The 17,884-nt window shown below is 67.6% G+C and carries 18 protein-coding genes and 1 riboswitch; of the genes, 11 read left to right on the top strand and 7 right to left on the bottom strand.

Translation table 11 applies throughout. The features are described 5' to 3' along the window. Window positions 1-6 precede the first annotated feature (6 nt). The 4 genes from ACSUZC_RS18270 (at window position 7) to ACSUZC_RS18255 (ending at window position 3,788) form a co-directional block, all read left to right on the top strand. Window positions 7-1,770: a hypothetical protein gene (locus ACSUZC_RS18270; RefSeq protein ID WP_439029880.1), complete on the top strand. Its 1,764-nt coding sequence runs from the start codon at window positions 7-9 to the stop codon at window positions 1,768-1,770. 181 nt (window positions 1,771-1,951) lie between these two features. Then, the gene (locus tag ACSUZC_RS18265) at window positions 1,952-2,146 is read left to right on the top strand and encodes a hypothetical protein (protein WP_439029879.1); all 195 of its coding nucleotides are present in this window, start codon (window positions 1,952-1,954) and stop codon (window positions 2,144-2,146) included. Window positions 2,147-2,352: 206 nt separating this feature from the next. Beyond that, on the top strand, window positions 2,353-3,240 hold the full coding sequence (locus ACSUZC_RS18260; RefSeq protein WP_439029878.1) for a DUF3558 family protein: 888 nt from the start codon (window positions 2,353-2,355) through the stop codon (window positions 3,238-3,240). Next, the gene (locus ACSUZC_RS18255; protein WP_439029877.1) at window positions 3,237-3,788 is read left to right on the top strand and encodes a DUF3558 domain-containing protein; all 552 of its coding nucleotides are present in this window, start codon (window positions 3,237-3,239) and stop codon (window positions 3,786-3,788) included. Before ACSUZC_RS18260 ends, ACSUZC_RS18255 begins: the two co-directional genes overlap by 4 nt. A gap of 6 nt (window positions 3,789-3,794) precedes the next feature. Here ACSUZC_RS18255 and ACSUZC_RS18250 read toward each other — a convergent pair whose 3' ends face one another. Next, a complete protein-coding gene (locus ACSUZC_RS18250) occupies window positions 3,795-4,622 on the bottom strand; it encodes an acyl-[acyl-carrier-protein] thioesterase (RefSeq protein ID WP_439029876.1) in 828 nt (275 codons plus the stop codon). A 100-nt stretch (window positions 4,623-4,722) separates the two neighbouring features. On the opposite strand from ACSUZC_RS18250, the gene ACSUZC_RS18245 reads away from it, so the two are divergent. Genes ACSUZC_RS18245 through ACSUZC_RS18230 form a run of 4 tightly spaced genes read left to right on the top strand, consistent with a single transcriptional unit; the run spans window position 4,723 to window position 9,469 of the window. Beyond that, a complete protein-coding gene (locus tag ACSUZC_RS18245) occupies window positions 4,723-6,399 on the top strand; it encodes an FAD-dependent oxidoreductase (protein ID WP_439029875.1) in 1,677 nt (558 codons plus the stop codon). Then, the gene (locus ACSUZC_RS18240) at window positions 6,399-7,673 is read left to right on the top strand and encodes a glycosyltransferase family 4 protein (RefSeq protein ID WP_439029874.1); all 1,275 of its coding nucleotides are present in this window, start codon (window positions 6,399-6,401) and stop codon (window positions 7,671-7,673) included. Before ACSUZC_RS18245 ends, ACSUZC_RS18240 begins: the two co-directional genes overlap by 1 nt. After that, complete coding sequence (locus tag ACSUZC_RS18235) at window positions 7,660-8,388, top strand: class I SAM-dependent methyltransferase (protein WP_064571007.1); 729 nt, start codon at window positions 7,660-7,662, stop codon at window positions 8,386-8,388. Before ACSUZC_RS18240 ends, ACSUZC_RS18235 begins: the two co-directional genes overlap by 14 nt. A 25-nt stretch (window positions 8,389-8,413) precedes the next feature. After that, on the top strand, window positions 8,414-9,469 hold the full coding sequence (locus tag ACSUZC_RS18230) for a hypothetical protein (RefSeq protein ID WP_064571006.1): 1,056 nt from the start codon (window positions 8,414-8,416) through the stop codon (window positions 9,467-9,469). Window positions 9,470-9,491: 22 nt separating this feature from the next. On the opposite strand, the gene ACSUZC_RS18225 is transcribed toward ACSUZC_RS18230, so the two are convergent. The 6 genes from ACSUZC_RS18225 to ACSUZC_RS18200 form a co-directional block, all read right to left on the bottom strand. Further along, window positions 9,492-10,313 (bottom strand): ABC transporter ATP-binding protein, encoded by an 822-nt coding sequence (locus tag ACSUZC_RS18225; RefSeq protein WP_439029873.1) that lies wholly within the window; start codon window positions 10,311-10,313, stop codon window positions 9,492-9,494. Beyond that, window positions 10,310-11,101: an ABC transporter permease gene (locus tag ACSUZC_RS18220; protein ID WP_439029872.1), complete on the bottom strand. Its 792-nt coding sequence runs from the start codon at window positions 11,099-11,101 to the stop codon at window positions 10,310-10,312. Before ACSUZC_RS18220 ends, ACSUZC_RS18225 begins: the two co-directional genes overlap by 4 nt. Next, complete coding sequence (locus ACSUZC_RS18215; protein WP_439029871.1) at window positions 11,076-12,101, bottom strand: ABC transporter substrate-binding protein; 1,026 nt, start codon at window positions 12,099-12,101, stop codon at window positions 11,076-11,078. The genes ACSUZC_RS18220 and ACSUZC_RS18215 overlap by 26 nt, the downstream gene beginning before the upstream one ends. Beyond that, complete coding sequence (locus ACSUZC_RS18210) at window positions 12,098-12,808, bottom strand: TenA family protein (protein ID WP_439029870.1); 711 nt, start codon at window positions 12,806-12,808, stop codon at window positions 12,098-12,100. Before ACSUZC_RS18210 ends, ACSUZC_RS18215 begins: the two co-directional genes overlap by 4 nt. Next, window positions 12,796-12,891: riboswitch (TPP riboswitch) on the bottom strand. (Overlaps the previous gene by 13 nt.) 63 nt (window positions 12,892-12,954) lie before the next feature. Further along, on the bottom strand, window positions 12,955-13,812 hold the full coding sequence (locus ACSUZC_RS18205) for an LLM class F420-dependent oxidoreductase (protein ID WP_439033173.1): 858 nt from the start codon (window positions 13,810-13,812) through the stop codon (window positions 12,955-12,957). Between the two features lie 114 nt (window positions 13,813-13,926). Then, window positions 13,927-14,529: a TetR/AcrR family transcriptional regulator gene (locus tag ACSUZC_RS18200; RefSeq protein ID WP_439029869.1), complete on the bottom strand. Its 603-nt coding sequence runs from the start codon at window positions 14,527-14,529 to the stop codon at window positions 13,927-13,929. Window positions 14,530-14,740: 211 nt separating this feature from the next. On the opposite strand from ACSUZC_RS18200, the gene ACSUZC_RS18195 reads away from it, so the two are divergent. The 3 genes from ACSUZC_RS18195 to ACSUZC_RS18185 are packed head-to-tail and all read left to right on the top strand — an operon-like array spanning window position 14,741 to window position 17,867. Then, complete coding sequence (locus ACSUZC_RS18195; RefSeq protein WP_439029868.1) at window positions 14,741-16,162, top strand: flavin-containing monooxygenase; 1,422 nt, start codon at window positions 14,741-14,743, stop codon at window positions 16,160-16,162. Then, entirely contained in the window at window positions 16,159-17,112 is a 954-nt protein-coding gene (locus ACSUZC_RS18190; protein ID WP_439029867.1) for an alpha/beta hydrolase, read from the top strand. The genes ACSUZC_RS18195 and ACSUZC_RS18190 overlap by 4 nt, the downstream gene beginning before the upstream one ends. Beyond that, window positions 17,109-17,867, top strand: a complete 759-nt coding sequence (locus tag ACSUZC_RS18185) for an SDR family NAD(P)-dependent oxidoreductase (RefSeq protein ID WP_439029866.1) — start codon at window positions 17,109-17,111, stop codon at window positions 17,865-17,867. The genes ACSUZC_RS18190 and ACSUZC_RS18185 overlap by 4 nt, the downstream gene beginning before the upstream one ends. The last annotated feature ends 17 nt before the right edge of the window (window positions 17,868-17,884 follow it).

Here is a 17,884-nt window from a genome sequence, read left to right as displayed (position 1 = left end):
GGACGCATGACCAGGGTGGGGCGCAACGGTATTCAGCGATCGGACAAGGTTGCGCGACGCGCAGATCGCAAGCAGCGACGCACGCAACGCGCGGTCGCCGGTGCCGCTGCCCTGGCCACGGTCGCGGCCATCGGAGCGGGACAGGTGGCGGAGCCGGCGGTGGCCGATGCGGCGCTGCTGCCGGGCATTCCCTCCGAGATCGAAGAACTGCGGGAGTGGTCGAAGGGTTTCGACAGTGGCAACCCGCTCGGGGGCCTGGTCACCACGATCGGGAACGGCGCGCTCGCGGACATCGCCGAGCAGTGGCGCATCCAGAGCTGCATGTCCGGAGGTGTCCGGGACGGGGCCGACTGCTCCCGGTCGAGCACCGAGTTCGGCGGCATCGGACTCGCCGTCGTACTGCCCGACCGCATCGAGGTCGTGCCCGTGGCCGTCTACGACCCGGTCAAGCAGGTGTTCGACGGCTTGTCCGGATCGGTTCTGGGGGACATCATCCGCTGGCTCGGCATCGACCTGCCGCCGACGATGACCGACGGCCCCGCGACCGAGGGTTCGGCGACGGTCGCCGGGAACGGCTTCCAGTTCGCTCTGGCGTACCGCGACGGCGACGCGAGTGCGACGTCGTATCTGCCGCTGAGCATCGCGACCGCGGGTGCGAGTGACGGGCGGACGGCCAGGTCGTTCGCGCTGATCGGGATGGCCCACGCGTGGAACACCGGCCCGCTCGATGTCACGGTGCTCGGCGAGAAGATCGGAACCGTCCCCGGCGTCACGGGCGTCGGCTGTTACGGCGGGCTCACCGGCGCCTATGCCGACGGCGTGGGAGCTTGCGCGAATGTCCTGGGCACCTTCGACTTCCGCTGGCAGCAACCCAATGGCGAGCTGCAGTTCGCGGTCACCGACCCGACAGCACTGATCGCCGACCCGGGCGGGGTCCTCGGCGGACTCGGCGCCGAGGTCCTCGAGGGTCTGCTCGCCGGCATCCTGGGCGGCTCCGGTCTCGACTTCGACAGCGACTGGATGTCGCTGTCCAAGGACTTCGCCCGCCTGAGTATCGGCGGGGATCACGACCTGTTCAGCGGCAACTTCCTCCGGCTGACGAGTGACTACGGGTTCACCGGTCCGATCACCGTCGACTGGCTGGGTTCGAAGGTCACCTTCCGACCGCTGGTCGAGGTCAACGGTGAGCTCCGACCGAACCGGCTGGGCCTGCCCGTCGTCGAGCTCGGGCAACTCGACACCGGGGAGATCATCCCGGTCCTGCGGATCCCCGGGTACGAGCTGCCGTTCGGGCTGCCCGCGACCCGACCGATCGACACCGGGATGCCGAACCGACTGTCCGGCAGAGCTGTTGCCGCAACCGATGCGTCCGCCGACGAACTGCCTGCAACCGGCGCGTCCGCGGACTCCGGTGACATCGGTGCCGACACCGCGGAGAGCTACGTCGGCAAGCACCGCGCCGAAGAGGACAGCTACCTCGGGAAGCATCGCCTGCCGGCCGAGACCCCCGACTCCGAGGAGGCAGCGGGCGGAGACGTCGACTCGGGCGGCGACGCAGACGGCGACCAGAGCACGGACTCCGGCGCGGGTGCAGACAGCGACGGTTCAGACGGCGACGGTCCGGACAGCGACGATCCGTACAGCAACGATCCGGACAGCGGCGGCGCGGACACGGATGCTGCGTCGTCCGCCGGCTCCGATGCCGGCGCGGGCTCCGATTCCGGCTCCGCCGGTGGGGATTCGAGCGACTCCTCCGCCGCGGCGGCCTGACTCCGGCGCCGCCCCAGACCGGCGCCCCGGCACTGGCCACGAGCCGTGCCGGGGCGTCGTCCACTCTCCGGCCGAATCGGGGGGTCGCGACCCACCTCGCGGTCGCCGCGCCGGGACTACCCTGGACGCACGACCTCGGGTGTCATCCATCCGCCGGGGCAGTCGAACACGGGAGGCCGGTATGGCGATCGATCGGGACAAGAGCAGAGCAGTGTCGGAGGTCGTCCGTCAGCACCCGGTGATGAGCCTGGTCGCGGTGTCCCCGGGTATCGCGGTGTTCGCGGTGCTCCTGCTGCTCGATCAGACGTTCCTCGCGGTCCTGTTCGCGATCCTCGCAGTCGGTGGAGGCGTGTACCTGCTGACGCGCAGGCGCTGAGATGGCGCGCCGGTCGGATGCGGGCCGGTCGTGTGCCGCTGTCCTCCGGACCGACGCGGCTACAGTGGGGCCCAACGAGCGGCGGCCGGCGACGGTTGCCGGCATGCGACGCGGTGGAGGGAGCGGGTGTCATGGTCGCTGAACCGGGTGGAGACCGCACGTACACCCCGACCCCCGAATCGAGCGACGATCGGCCGGGTGACTGAGTGTCCACACGCGTCGACGCATACATCTGGGCGATCCGTCTCACCAAGACGCGGTCCGCGGCGGGTGCCGCGTGCCGCGGTGGGCACGTCCGCGTGAACGGCGTGACCGCCAAGCCCGCGCAGCCCGTGGTGCCCGGGGACGAGATCCGGGTCCGTCTGTCCGGGCGGGAACGCATCGTCGAGGTCACCAGGACCATCAGCAAGCGGGTGTCGGCGCCGATGGCTGCCGAGTGTTTCGTCGACCGCTCCCCGCCGCCTCCTCCCAGGGAGATCCTGGCGAGTCAGCCCCGTCGCGACCGAGGCGCGGGCCGACCCACCAAACGCGAACGGCGACAACTGGATCGTCTTCGCGACGGCAGCTTTCTCGTCGTCGTGCTCGCCGCCGTGGCGCTTGTCGTGGGTGCGTGTTCTCCGGACGAACCGTCCACCGATCCCAACCGGCCCAACACCCCGGAAGCGCCCGCCCAGGCGGGTTCGGGCCCCTTCTTCGGCAAGTGCGGCGGCGTGTCCCTGGAGGACGTCGTCCGGATCACCGGCTTCGGCGGGCTGACCGAGACGGTCAACAACACCTCGGTCTGCGAATGGGACACCACCGGGTCGCGGACGGGCGCGGTCGCCTCCTTCAACTGGTACCGCGGATCGCCGATCGGTCGTGAAGAGGCCAACGTGAAGTTGTCGCGGGACGTCACCGAGAACATCGAGATCGACGGTCATCAGGGCTTCATCGGTTACACCCAGTCGGGACAGATCTGTGAGATCGGCATCGGGTTCGGCGCCGACTTCTTCGAATGGTCGATCCGCGGCGACGCCGCGACGCCGCGGCCCATCCAGGAGATCTGCGACGCCGCCCGAGAACTGTCCACCCTGTCGATCGAGCGCGCATCATGAGGCGCGGCCTGGTGATGCTGGCCGCTGTGCTGCTGGGCCTCATCGCGCTCGCCGGCTGCGCGCGCACGGTCGAGGGCGAGCCGTTGCCCCTGGGAGGTGCGGATCGGTCCGGAACCAGCGACATCGACACCGACCAGTTCGACAAGCTGCTGCTCGAATGCGACGTGCTGCCCGACGCCATGATCGCCGACGTCGTCGCCGGAGGTGGGTTCGCCGAACGTTCCTTCACCGGGGCGATCTGCCGTTGGCTGGTCTCGGGGGCCGCCGACACGGTCAGCGTGACGTTCAACTGGTTCGAGTGGGGCAACGTCAACGCGGAGAAGGAGACGGCCAAGAAACTCGGTTTCCAGACCGAGAACATCAAGGTCGCCAGTCAGTCGGCGTTCACCCAGCGCAGCCCCGACCGTCCCGGGGTCTGCGGGGTCACGGCGCGCGCCCCGAGCCGGGGGACGTTCACCTGGTTCGTCGAGCCGCGCAGCGCCCCGCAGGGAGACCCGTGCGCCGCTCCCATCAAGCTGATGGAACTCCTGCTGCAGGGCGGTCAGTAGACCCGCTCAGGCGGGCAGGGGTCCGACGACGACGCTCGCCGCGACGACGAGCTCGTCGCCTGTGCCCGGCATCAGCAGCCACACGGTCAGCCGGTCGTCCTCCCGCACACGCCGCATCACCAGCCTGGTGCCCGGCACGATGGGCCGTAGGTACTCGATGACCACGCGGTGTGGTCCGTCGACCAGATCGGGGTGTTCGACGAGCTCGTCCTCGATCGCCTCGAGGTACGCGGCGTTGTTGAGATGCTTGAACGGATCGAAATCGGTGATGCGCAGGACGTGCTCGCGGTCCGGCATCGTGATCTCGCCGGGATCAGGGGCCTTCTCCGGGTTCATCGATCGCCAGCGCAGCCGGTGCTCGTCGGTCATCGCCGAGAGCATCGCGAACGCCTCATCGGACAATCTCGACGGCACGCCCTTCTCGTTGACGTTGATCCAGAACGCCTCGGTCTCGATCAGCCCGGGTGGCCGCGGCTCGGGGTTGAACCGGTTGATCTCGTGTTCGGCCGTGAGCCGGACGCGCATGTTGGTCCAGCGGGTGGACAACGCCCCGCACCAGCGTTGCGCGGTCACCGCCGCGGGCCACGTGATGGGTTCGATGACGTCGATGATGGTGCGCCGAACGATCCAGAACGGGTCCGTCGCGTGGAACTCGGTGGCCTCGATGTTGTCGTTGGCGACGTCCTGGAGATAGCGCGCGACCGCATCGAGCCGGACGCGCATGTCCTGGTCCACGTCGCCGGTGCGGACGCGATAGCCGACTTCGTAGAACGCGGATCCCGGCTTGCGATCCGACAGTGATCCAGCTGACACTCCTGGCGTAACCTGGCTCACTCGGGTCCCTTCGATAGGCCGCAGGTATCTTTGCAGTTAAGATACAGTCAACCGGAAAAATAGAACACGTTCTACGTGTTGGATTACGAGGAAACAGCAGATGGCGCATGTGATTACCCGCCCATGTTGCAACGATGCCAGTTGCGTGAGCGTGTGTCCGGTGAACTGCATCCACCCGACGCCCGACGAGCCGGAGTTCCTGACGGCAGAAGCCCTCTACATCGATCCGGAGACGTGCATCGACTGTGGCGCCTGTATCGACGAGTGCCCGGTGGAGGCGATCGTCCCCGACGATCAGCTGACGGCACGTGACGAGCCCTATCTGCAGATCAATGCGGACTACTACAAGGACCACGACGTCGAAGGCGGGCTCGTCCCGCCGCGCAAGGCGCCGCCGCTGCCCGACAAGGATCTGCACGTGGCGATCGTCGGAGCGGGGCCGGCGGCCTTCTACGCCGCCGAGGAACTCGTCCGCAAGCCCAGCATCAAGGTCGACATGTTCGACCGGTTGCCCACCCCGTACGGACTCGTCCGTGCCGGCGTCGCGCCCGACCACAGCGCCACCAAGGGCGTCGAGAAGACGTTCGCGTCGGTCGCGGCCAAGAAGAACTTCACCTATCACCTCAACGTCGAGGTGGGTAAGCACATCAGCCACGACGAGCTGGTCGCGCGCTATCACGCGGTGATCTACGCGGTGGGCGCCGCCACCGACAAACGTCTCGGCATCGACGGCGAGGACCTGCGCAACTCGGTGGCCGCCACCCAGTTCGTCGCCTGGTACAACGGTCACCCCGACTTCGCCGACCTCGACGTCGACCTGTCCGGTGAACGGGCCGTCGTGGTCGGCAACGGCAACGTGGCCCTCGACGTGGCCCGCATCCTGGTGACCGATCCCGACGAGCTGGCCAAGACCGACATCGCCGACCACGCGCTCGCCATGCTGCGTGAGTCGAACATCTCCGAGGTCGTCCTGCTGGGACGCCGCGGGATCGCCCAGGCGGCGTACACCAACAGCGAGTTCCTGGCACTCGGCGATGTCGAGGGTGTCGACGTGATCCTCGACCCCGACGAGCTCGTGCTGGACCCCGGAACCGAGGCGGCGCTCTCCGACGACACACTCGACTCCACGATCGCCACGAAAATCCGTCTGGCCCGGGAGTTCGCGGAACGTCCAACGACGCCGGGCAACAAGCGGATCGTGTTCCGGTTCCTCACCTCGCCGGTCGAGATTGCCGGTGACGGGGAAGTGGCTACCCTTACCTGCGTGCGCAATGCCTACGCCGACGCGACCGGGAAAGTCGCGGTGACGCCCACCGAAAACCGTTTCGACCTCGACACCGGTCTGGTCCTGCGGGCCATCGGGTACCGGGGTGTGCCCGTCACCGACCTGCCGTTCGACGAGGGGCACGGCGTGGTCCCCAACTCCGAGGGACGGGTCAAGGACGCCGCCGACGGCGACGTGATGCCCGGTCTGTACGTCACCGGGTGGATCAAACGTGGGGCGACCGGGGGTATCGGTATGAACCGCATCTGTGGACAGGAGACCGCGCAGGCGGTCATCGCCGACTTCGTCGCCGCCGCATTCGACGATCCGTCGACGTCGCGGGACGACGTCGCCGCACTCGTCGCCGACCGCGGAGCCAACCGCATCGATCTGGGCGGGTGGAAGGCCATCGACGCGGCGGAGAAGGCCGCGGGCAAGGCCGCGGGCCGGGTCCGCGCCAAGTTCGTCAGTGTCTCCGAGTTCGAGGCGGCAGCCACCGCCGGAGCGCAGTGATGCGGATCGCTCTGCTGTCCTACCGCAGCAAGCCCCACTGCGGAGGACAAGGCGTCTACGTCCGTCACCTGTCCCGCGAACTCGCCCTTCTCGGCCACAGTGTCGAGATCTTCTCGGGGCAGCCGTACCCCGAGCTCGACCAGGTGGCGATCGACGCCGGCGTCACCGTCACCAAGGTGCCGAGCCTGGGCCTCTACGACGAGCCGGATCCGTTCCGCACGCCCCGCCCGGGCGAGTACCGCGACTGGATCGACCTCCTCGAGGTGGGCTCGATGTGGACGGCGAGCTTCGGCGAACCGCTCACCTTCAGCCTCCGGGTGGCCCGCCTCCTCAAGGAGCGTCGCGACGACTTCGACATCGTCCACGACAATCAGTGTCTCGGTTACGGACTGCTCGACATCCAGCGGGCGGGTTTCCCGCTGATCGCCACGATCCACCATCCCATCACCCGTGACCGCACGCTGGCGGTGCGCGCGGCGAAGGGATGGCGCAAGATCACGGCCTGGCGGTGGCATTCGTTCCTCCGCATGCAGGGCCGGGTGTCGCGTCGGATTCCCGAGCTGCTCACCGTGTCCCGCAGCAGCGAGGTCGACATCCGCAAGGCGTTCGACATCCCGTCGGGCAGGATCACCACCATCCCGCTCGGTGTGGACACCGAGATCTTCACGCCGGCCGCCACGCGTGTGCCGGGCCGGATCGTCTGCGTCGCCAGCGCCGACGCTCCGCTGAAGGGTGTCTCGTACCTGCTGGAGGCGGTCGCGAAACTGTCCGCCGAGCGCGACGTCGAATTGGTACTGGTGTCCAAATTGGACCCGAACGGCCCGTCCGCCAAGATGATCGAGGATCTCGCGATCTCGGATCGGGTCTCGGTGGTGTCGGGTCTGGAAGACACCGAGATCGCCGGTCTCCTCGCCTCGGCCGAGGTGGCATGTGTGCCGTCGTTGTACGAGGGCTTCTCGCTCCCGGCGGTCGAGGCGATGAGCTGTGGTACACCGCTGGTCGCGACGCGCGCCGGCGCGATCCCGGAGGTCGTCGGAACGTCCGAGGAAGCGGCACTGCTGGTGCCGCCGAGAGATTCCGGGCGCCTCGCGCAGGCGATCGGCCGTCTCCTCGACGACGCGGAGCTGCGGGCCCGTCTCGGCGACGGAGGTCGTCGTCGAGCCGAGGAGAACTACAGCTGGGCAGCGGTGGCCGCGAAGACGGCGGCTCACTATGAAACCGTGCTCGCCGGACACCGGCGGGCAACAGAAGGGACATCGAGTGCTCACAGTTGATTTCGACCGGCTGGGCGTGGGACCGGGCACCAAGGCGATCGACATCGGGGCGGGGCAGGGCAGGCACTCGTTCGAGATGTTCCGGCGCGGCGCCGAGGTCATCGCCTTCGACATGTCCGAGAGCGACATGTCCGATGTCGGCGAGATGTTCGACGCGATGATGGCCGAGGGTCACGTCCCGGCGTCGGCGAAAGCCCGTGCCGAGGTCGGCGATGCACTGCGACTCCCGTACTCGGACAACAGCTTCGACGTCGTGTTGATGAGCGAGATCCTCGAGCACATCCCCACCGACGAAGGTGCGATCAGCGAGATGGCCCGCGTCCTGAAGCCGGGTGGCGTGGCTGCGGTGACCGTGCCCCGGTACTGGCCGGAGAAGGTGTGCTGGGCGCTGTCGGACGAGTACCACGAGGTCGAGGGCGGGCATGTCCGCATCTACAAGGCCTCCGAGCTGGCCGGGAAGCTGAAGAGTGCCGGCCTCGAGGTCACCGGCACCGACCACGCGCATGCCCTGCACGCGCCGTACTGGTGGCTGAAATGTGCTGTGGGCGTGGAGAACAACGACAACGTCCTGGTGAAGGGTTATCACCAGCTGCTCGTCTGGGACATGATGAGCAAGCCGTGGCTGACCCGCGTCGGTGAGCAGGTGCTCAACCCGTTCATCGGCAAGTCGGTGGCCCTGTACCTGCGTAAGCCCGAGACCGCCGCGACTTCATGACGGTACTTCTCACGGCGGGAGCATCATGACCGATGTTCCCGCCGTCCCCGGCGTGGTCACGGCCGAGCAGATGCGCGCCACCGGCGCCGCCATCGTCGGCATGCAGGAGGACTCCGGGGCTCTGCCCTGGTTCCCTGGCGGGCAGACCGATCCGTGGGACCACATCGAATCGGCGATGGCGCTGTCGGTCACGGGTTTTCACGCCGAGGCCGAGGCCGCCTACGACTGGTCGCGCCGTAAGCAGCGAGACGACGGCTCCTGGCCGATCCGAACCGTCTGCGGCAAGGTTGAGGATGCCGGAACCGACAGCAACTTCTGCGCCTACATCGCGGTCGGGGTCTGGCACCACTACCTCATCACCGGTGACGACGCGTTCCTGCAGAAGATGTGGCCGGTCGTCTGGTCGGCCATCGACTGTGTGCTGCGCTTCCAGCGGGAGGACGGGGCGTTTCGCTGGGGCGGTGACCACCGCACCGGGGCCATGTTCGGCGAGGCCCTGATCACCGGCAACGCCAGCATCTTCCAGGCTCTCGACTGTGCGATCCGCATCGCCGGCGAGATGGACCAGCCCGACGAGGACTGGATCACCGCACACAGCCTGCTCGGCGACGCCATCCGGTCCGACGTCGGGCGCGAGGAGTGGCAGACCTTCACTCCGCCGTCGGAGCATTCGATGGACTGGTACTACCCGATCCTCGGTGGCGCCGTGCGGGGTCGGGAGGGTCAGGAACTCATCGCTCGCCGCTGGGAGCAGTTCGTCGTCCCCGGCAAGGGTGTCCGATGCGTGGATCATCGGCCCTGGGTGACCGGTGCCGAGACCTGTGAGCTGGCACTCGCTCTGGACGCCCTCGGCGACACCGCCGACGCCATCGAGCTGATCGCCTCGATCCAGCATCTCCGTGATCCGGACGGATCATATTGGACCGGGTTGGTTTTCGCCGACGGTAAACGCTGGCCGGTCGAGAAGAGCTGCTGGACATCGGCCGCCGTCGTCCTCGCGGCCGATGCGGTCAGCCGGACGAGCGTCGCGAACGGGATCTTCCGTGATGTGCGTCAGCGGCTCGTCGCACCGACGCCCTGATCGATGACCCGGCGGCGGGCGGTCATTTCCCGATCGCCGCGCTCGATTCGGTCTGCTCGGCAAGGGCTCGGCGGGCTTCGCGGTGCAGCACGACTCGCAGATCCTCCTCGAGCGCAACGAATTCCGGTGAGGTGAGGACTGCGAGCTCTCGTGGCCTCGGGAGCTCGATGCGCGCCTGTCGGACGACGGTCGCCGGGCGGGCGGACAGCACGATCACCCGGTCGGAGAGATAGATGGCCTCGCGGATGTCGTGGGTGATCATCAGCACCGTCCACCGGTACCGCTGCCACACCGACTGCAGCCACGACTGCATCTCCGTGCGGGTCAACGAGTCGAGGGCGCCGAACGGTTCGTCGAGCAGCAGCAGATCGCGGTTCTGCACGACCGTGCGGAGCAGGGCGGCCCGCTGACGCATCCCTCCGGACAGCTGAGACGGCCGCGCGTCCTCGAACCCGGACAGCCCGAAGGTGGGGAAGAGCTCTGCGGCCCGGCGTCGGGCATCGGCGGCAGGCACGCCCTGCACCTGGAGGCCGAGGATCGTGTTGTCGAGGATCGTGCGCCAGGGAAACAGCAGATCCTTCTGCGGCATGTACGCACAGTGTCCGGCGACCGCGGCGTCGGCGCCGACGGTGACGCTGCCGGAGTCGGGCACATCGAGCCCGGCGAGCATGCTGAAGATGGTGCTCTTGCCGCATCCGCTCGGTCCGATGACGGAGACGAACTCGCCGGGCTCCGCCGTGAACGAGACCGCGTCGAGGACGTGGCGCGGCCGTTTCTCGCGGCCGGATCGGGGGAAGGATTTCGTCAACCGGTCCACGACGAGTCGGCGAGCGTGATCGGTCATGACGGCTCGGCGTTCCCGGCGCGAGTCCACGGCACGACGACCCGTTCGATCGCGAACGTCAGCAGGTACAGCGAGACGCTGATGAGGGCCGTCACCAGGACTGCCGCGAGGACGAGGTCGGTGCGGAACGAGTTCTTCTGGAGGCTCATGTAGATGCCGAGTCCCTCACTGGCGCCGACGTACTCGGCGAACACGGCGCCGACCACCGCGTAGGTGATGCCGATCCGCAGCGCGGTGAAGAACCGGGGTAACGCGGAGGGCAGCCGTACGTAGCGGAAGATCTGCAGGCGGGTGGCACCCATGCTCCGCATGAGTGCGCCGGCCTCGCGATCGGCGGCCGCGAACCCCTCGATGAGCCCGATCGCCATCGGGAAGAAGGTGACGAGGGCGATGACCAGCACCTTCGGCAGCACGCCGAAGCCGAACCAGATGATCATCAGCGGAGCGATCGCGATGATCGGCAACGTCTGGGACGCGACGAACAAGGGCACAAAGGCCCGCCGCAGGGTGGGGGAGAAGTCGACGATGATCGCCAGCACCCACGCCAGGACCAGTGACACCGCGAAACCGATCAGCGTGACCTGGAGGGTCGCCCCGGCGTGCACCCCGATCTCGTCCCGGTGCGCCCACCCCTGCTCGGCGACACGGGACGGCGACGGCAGCAGTTGGGGCCGGATCCCGCTGAGGTCGACGTAGACCTGCCAGGCCGCGACGAGTATCGCCGCCGCCACGATCGTGGGCGCGGCCCGCCGGAGGCCGATGCTAGCCGGACGCGTCGAGGTAGTCATTGGTGAAGTAGGTCGACCAATCCGGTTCGGTCGGCAGCGGCGCCCCATCCGGGCCCGTGAGAAGCCCACTGCGATAGAGGAACCCGGAGTTGCCCGACCATTGCTCGAGCGTCTGCCGGCCGACCTTGCCGTTCGCGTCCTTCATGTATTGAGCGGCGAGCATGCGTTGGCTCTCGACAACCAGTTCTTCGTCGTTGAACGCACCGGGATTGGCTGCGATGAGATCGCGGGCGGCTGCCTCCGGGTCGTCGGCGGCGGCCTGATATCCGCGTTGCAGCGCCTGTACGAACTTCGTCGCACGTTCCGGGTTCTCGGCCAGCCAGTCCTCGTTGGCGTCGACGACGATCGCGTAGGCCTCGGGGAAACCGAAGTCCGTGTAGTGGAAGTACTTCATCGGTGTTCCGTGGTGCTCGGCCTCGATGCCCTCCCAGGCGAGATACGAGACGGTGAAGTCCGCCTGGCCGGAGTAGACGGCCTCGTACGCGGACGTGCCGAGGGTGACCGAGGTGAAATCCCCTGTGCCGCCGTCGTTCCGGATCACCTGCTCGAGGGTCTCTTTCTCGCCGGGATCGCCGAACCCGGCATAGGTCTTGCCGGCGAGATCTTTCGGGCTCGCGATGTCGGCGCGGTCGGCTCGAACCCCGATGCCCGTCGCCCATCGCTGGAGAGGTGCGAGCACCGAGATCGTGTGTGCGCCGGAGGACCGGGAGAAGGTGGAGGAATTGTGGGTGCTGATCCCGAACTGGGCGTTGCCCGCATCCACGACGGTGTCGACGGCCGTGTTGTTGTAGGGCAGTATCTCGACGTCCAGGCCGGCTTCGGCGAAGTACCCTCGCTGTTGCGCCACGAACAGGCCCGTGTGGTTGGTGTTCGGTGTCCAGTCGAGCGCGAACCGGATGGTGTCGTCGGAGGCGGTGTCCGACCCGCATGCGGTGGCTGTCGACAGCACGGCGACCGTGACGACGAGACAGGCCAGGATGCGGCGCGCGCGGTCGGTCATGCGGCGGGCCAAGCGTAGGGGTTCAGGGCGGTGTCCCAGAACATGAGCTCATACCGGGTGGCGACGGTGAACGCCGCAGACATCGCAGCCCGCTCCTGCTCGCCGGCAGACGCCGCTGCCGCGTCCACCAATTCCCTTGCCCTCGCGGCGGATTCCTGGAACTCCGGGGCGTCGTAGGTGGTCACCCACTGTGCATACGGGTGGTTCGGGTCGGCGGCGAGGACCTCGGCGGCACTCGCCGCGAGTCCGCGGCCGACATCGGCATAGATCCAGAAGCAGGGAAGCGCCGCGGCCGCGCCGACCGCGTACGACTCGGTCGCGGCGGTGGCGATCAGGTAGGACACATATGCCAGGCACGCGGTCGACGGCTCGGGCTCACCCTGCCGCGGCGGCAACTGGCCGCCCCCGAGGAGGTCGCCGTGCAGGGTGACCTCGACGGTGGCTGCGGTTGCCGACGAGTTCGCCCAGAATGCCGCGGTCTGCGGATCGGGCGCCTTCGACGCCAGGATCGCGAGGGCTTTCGAGTACCCGGCCAGGTACAGCGAGTCCTGCTCCAGGTAGGTGCGGAACACCTCGAGGGGCAGTGAGCCGTCCCCGAGGCGGTGCAGGAATTCGAGATCGTCGATCGCTGCCCGCAGGCTCGTCGTCGCGTCCCACAGCTGATCGGTGAAGCGATCGACATCGGACATAGGCGTACGCAAAGACATGACATCCCTTCGCCAGCATTACCTGGACAGGTTCTCGGGTCTCATCTCAGCCCCGCGGTCGCGGAGCACCCCGTGTCAGAACGCAACCAGGCTAGCAGAAGGGATGTGCATCGGATCGTGACGCGGGCACGCCTGCCAGGCGTGCCCTACACGACAGCCGGGGTGATGCCCAGCTTGCCCGCGAGTTTGGCGAGGTACCCGCTCGCGCGCTCGACCGAGTCGTCGGGCAAGCCGTACAACACTGTGCTGACACCGATGTCGCGCCACTTCTCCAGCTTCTCCGGGACCGGCCGGAAGTCGAGGACGACGATCTCGGGATCTCCGTCTCGGCCGGCGTCGGCCCAGATCTGCTTGAGAAGCGACACCGAACCCTCGATGTCCTCTTCGCCCGGTGTGGTGATCCACCCGTCGGCACTGCGCGCGATCCACTTGAAGTTCTTCTCATTGCCCGCGGCGCCCACCTGGACCGGGATGTGCGACTGTGTCGACTTGGGCCACGCCCAGCTGGGGCCGAATCGGACGAATTCGCCGTCGTATTCGGCTTCTTCCTCCGACCACAGCGCCTTCATCGCCTCGAGGTACTCGCGCAGCATGGTGCGCCGGCGCTTCGGCGGCACGTTGTGGTCGGCGAGTTCGTCGAGGTTCCAGCCGAAGCCGACGCCGAGCGTCACCCGTCCGTTCGAGAGGTGATCCAGGGTCGCGATGGTCTTGGCCAGCGTGATCGGATCCGACTGCACCGGAAGGGCGACGGCCGTGGCGAGGCGGATGCGTTCGGTGACCGCCGCGGCGGCGGCGAGCGATGTCCACGGGTCGAGCGTGCGCATGTACCGCTCGTCGGGCAGGGTCTCGTCACCGGTGCGCGGGTGTGCCGCGTCGCGCCTGGTGGGGATGTGCCCGTGTTCGGGGACGTAGTAGGAAGCGAACCCCGCGTCCTCGATGAGTGGGGCGAGGACATGCGGCTTCAACCCGCGATCACTGGTGAACTGCACGATCCCGAAATCCATGAGGCCCTCCGACGGCGTCGTTCGGCCGTCCGAGACATGACCGGACGGTTGACTGGACACCAGTCTAGGTGATCGGCATCACTCAGACCAGAGGCGGTCGGGACTCCGGCGCGGTCAATGTCGTGGATCGGTCCGGAACCCGGGGAGGATGAAGGTCTCCAGGTGTCGTCGGACCTGGGACGCGTCGTCGATGTCGATGGTCTCGCCCGGGGAGGTGCCCAGGCTGATCAGCACGCGGGCAACCCATTCGGAGACCTCGCGCAGGTCGTGTCCGGGATGGATCTCGCCCCGATGTGCGGCGTGCTCGACGAACGGGAACCAGAAAGCGGCGAGGTCGGGGACGAGCTTGACGACACCCACCCCGGCGCATTCGGCGAACTCGGTCGGCTCCTCGGTGCGAAGTCGCATGAGCAGGGTTCCGGGGTCGTCGTAGGCGCCGCGGCCGATCCGTACGCCGGCGGTGAGCCGCCCCGCGAAGTCGTCGATGCCGTCGAGTTCCGCGCGAGCGTCGCGCCAGAAGGATTCGGTGAGTCGCACGATGGTGGCACCGATCATGGACGGTTTGTCCGGATAGTGCCGATAGAGCCAAGCGCGCGACACCCCGGCCGTCTCGGCCACCTGTTGCATCGTCGTCGCGCGAATCCCCTTGTCGGCGAGCAGCTTCTCCGTCGCGTCGAGCAGGCGGTCCTGCACCGTGGTGGTCGGGGCTTCGGTCACGGACACTCCTGCGGTCACGGTCTGCGCGCACTGTTGGGTACTCGTCGGGCTTCCGGCGAACGGACGACGACCTCATAGACAGTTCGCGGATTCTGTGTACACGATACGTCCCATCGTGTAGACACAAATGGGATTGTGTCTACACGCACGGCCGAGAACGCACATGGCCGAACAACCGACCGAACCACGACGTGTCCGACGAGGGGGCAGTGTGCCTTTACCAACCACCGCGATCATCGGGGCCGGCATCAGCGGCCTGACCGCAGGCAAGATGCTCACCGACTACGGCGTTCCGTACACATGTTTCGAGAGTTCCGACCGGGTGGGCGGCAACTGGGCGTTCGGCAACCCCAACGGGCACAGCAGTGCGTACCGCTCGTTGCACATCGACACCTCCAAGCACCAGCTGTCGTTCCGGGACTTCCCGATGCCCGACGAGTATCCGGACTTCCCGCACCACACCCAGGTGAAGGCCTACCTCGACTCGTACGCGGAGGCCTTCGACCTCTACTCGTCGATTGAGTTCACCAACGGGATCGAGCACGCGACCCGACTCGACGGCGGCGGCTGGGAGTTGCAGACCCAACACGGCGAGCGGCGTCGGTTCGATCTGCTCGTCGTCGCCAACGGGCACCACTGGGACCCCCGGTGGCCGGACTTCCCGGGCGAGTTCGACGGCATCCAGATGCACGCCCACCACTACATCGACCCGCGCACCCCACATGACTTCATGGGCAAGCGCATCCTGGTCGTCGGACTCGGCAACAGCGCGGCCGACATCGCCGTGGAGTTGTCGTCGAAGGCGCTGGACAACAAGTTGACACTGTCCACGCGGTCGGGTGCATGGATCGTCCCGAAGTACTTCGGCGGCAAGCCGGCCGACAAGTACTACCGGTCGACGCCGTACCTGCCCACGTCGTGGCAGCGGAAGTTCGTACAGGTCATGCAGCCGGTGACGGCAGGACGCCCCGAGGATTACGGACTACCGACGCCCAATCACAAGTTCTTCGAGGCCCATCCGACGCAGTCCGTCGAATTGCCGCTCCGCCTCGGCTCCGGTGACGTCATCCCCAAACCCAACATCAACCGGTTCGACGGCTCGACGGTCCACTTCGACGACGGCACCTCCGATGATTTCGACATCATCATCTATGCAACGGGATACAACATCACGTTCCCGTTCTTCGACCCCGAGTTCATCAGCGCCCCCGACAATCGCATCGACCTCTACAAGCGGATGTTCTACCCGGGGATCGACGACCTCGTCTTCGCCGGCTTCGCCCAGGCGGTCCCGACGCTGTTCCCGTTCGTCGAATGTCAGGCCCGCCTGATCGGCGCGTATGCCACCGGCCACTACCGGTTGCCGTCGGTGCCGGAGATGAAGCAGACGATCGAGGCCGACATGCACTACTACACCGGCCACATGCTCGACCGCCCGCGGCACACCCAGCAGCTCGACCACTATCTCTACGAACACAACATGCGGACCAAGGAGATCCCGGCGGGTCTCCGCCGGGCGAAGCAGCAGGGGCCGACCGACTGGGCGGGCGTCGCCTCCGAACTGGTCGCGGCGGCACCCACGGCGCTCGCCGAGGTCCGAGCGCAGCGAGCAGCGAAGGGGACCCCGGCATGAGCACACCGACCGGCGCGAACACCGTTCGCTTCTCCTCGTCGGATGCCGAATGCGACGCCTGGTTCTTCCCGGGCACGGCGTCGTCGCCCTTCGAGGTCGACGGCACACGTCCCGTCGTCGTGATGGCGCACGGCTTCGCCGGGACCAAGGACTCCGGTCTGGCCCCCTATGCCCAGCGCTTCGCCGATGCCGGCCTGGCGGTGCTGGCATTCGACTACCGCGGCTTCGGATTGTCGGGAGGTGAACCCCGGCAGCAGATCTCGCTGGAGCGGCAGGCCGACGACTACCGCGCGGCGATCGCAGCAGCGAAGGAGCAGTCGGGTGTCGATCCCGGTCGGATCATCCTGTGGGGTGTCTCGCAGTCCGGTGGTCACGCACTGACCGTGGCCGCGGATCGAGATGACGTCGCCGCGGTGATCGCCGTGATCCCCTTCGTGAACGGGCCGGCCGCGGGCCGGGTCGCATACGCGCAGAACGGCGGAGCGGCGATCGCCAAGTCGACTGCGACAGCGGTGGCCAGTGCGGTGTCGCGACGCCTCGGTCGCGCTCCGAAGATGATGCGTGTCGTGGGCGAGCCCGGCGACACCGGCGCCGCGCTGACGGCTCCCGGTTATCAGGAGAGCTACCAGGCCATCGCCGGACCATCATGGCGCAATGAGGTCGACGCTTCGGTCGGCCTCGAGATCGGGGGCTTCCGCGCGGACAAGTACGCGCACCGGGTTCACGCCCCGGTGCTGTTCCAGATCGCTGACTTCGATTCCGTCGCACCGCCTCACGCTGCCTCCAAAACGGCGTTCAAGGCACGCGCAGAGGTGCGGCACTACCCGTGCGATCACTTCGACGTCTTTCAGGGCAACGAGTGGTTCGAGCCGTGCGTGTCACACGAGATCAGCTTCCTGACACGGCATCTGGCTGCCGAGACCCGCGCCGCGGAGGCCGGGCACCGATGAGCCGTGCGATCGTCGTCGGCGGAGCTTCCGGGATCGGGCTCGCCACCGTCGAGGCGCTGACCGCAGCGGGCGCGGAGGTGGTCGTCGCCGACGTCGACGCCGCACGCGCAGCGGCGGTCGCCGCCGAACGCGGCGACGCGGTGCGCGCGGTATACCTCGATGTCACCGACGAGGAGTCTGTCGCAACGGTTTTCGACGATCTGGGTGAGTTCGACACCGTGGTGAACTGCGCCGGACTGTCTGACCCCGGCGCGCTCACCGAGCTCGAGTTGAGCGCGTGGCGCCACACCGTCGACATCTGTCTCACCGGCACGTTCCTGGTCATCAAACACGCCGGACGGCGGATCGTCGACGGTGGATCGATCACCTGTGTCGCATCGCTCAACGGTCGGCAACCCGGCGCGGGGATGGGTGCGTACTGCGCCTCGAAAGCCGGTGTGTTGATGCTCGTCGAGGTCGCCGCCCTCGAACTCGCCGAGCGTGGCGTCCGGGTCAACGCGGTGTCACCGGGGCTGGTGATGACGCCGCTGACCGAGGGGATAGGTTTTGTCCCCGGTCTGACCGAGGACTACCTCGACAACACGCCGCTGGGTCGTAGCGGAGAGACGTCCGAGATCGCCGACGCCATCACATTTCTCGCCTCCGACAAGGCCCGGTGGATCACCGGCGCGGCCTTCGACGTCAACGGCGGCGCACACCTCAAGCGGTATCCCGACGTGCTGGGCAAGGTGCGGGCGCTGGCCGCAGAGGGCTAGCGCCCGCACCTGGCGGC

This window comes from Gordonia terrae, assembly GCF_051789125.1.
Taxonomy (GTDB): domain Bacteria; phylum Actinomycetota; class Actinomycetes; order Mycobacteriales; family Mycobacteriaceae; genus Gordonia; species Gordonia terrae_A.
The sequence above is the reverse complement of the archived record's forward strand: the minus strand, read 5'-3'. Positions and strand labels throughout refer to the sequence as shown.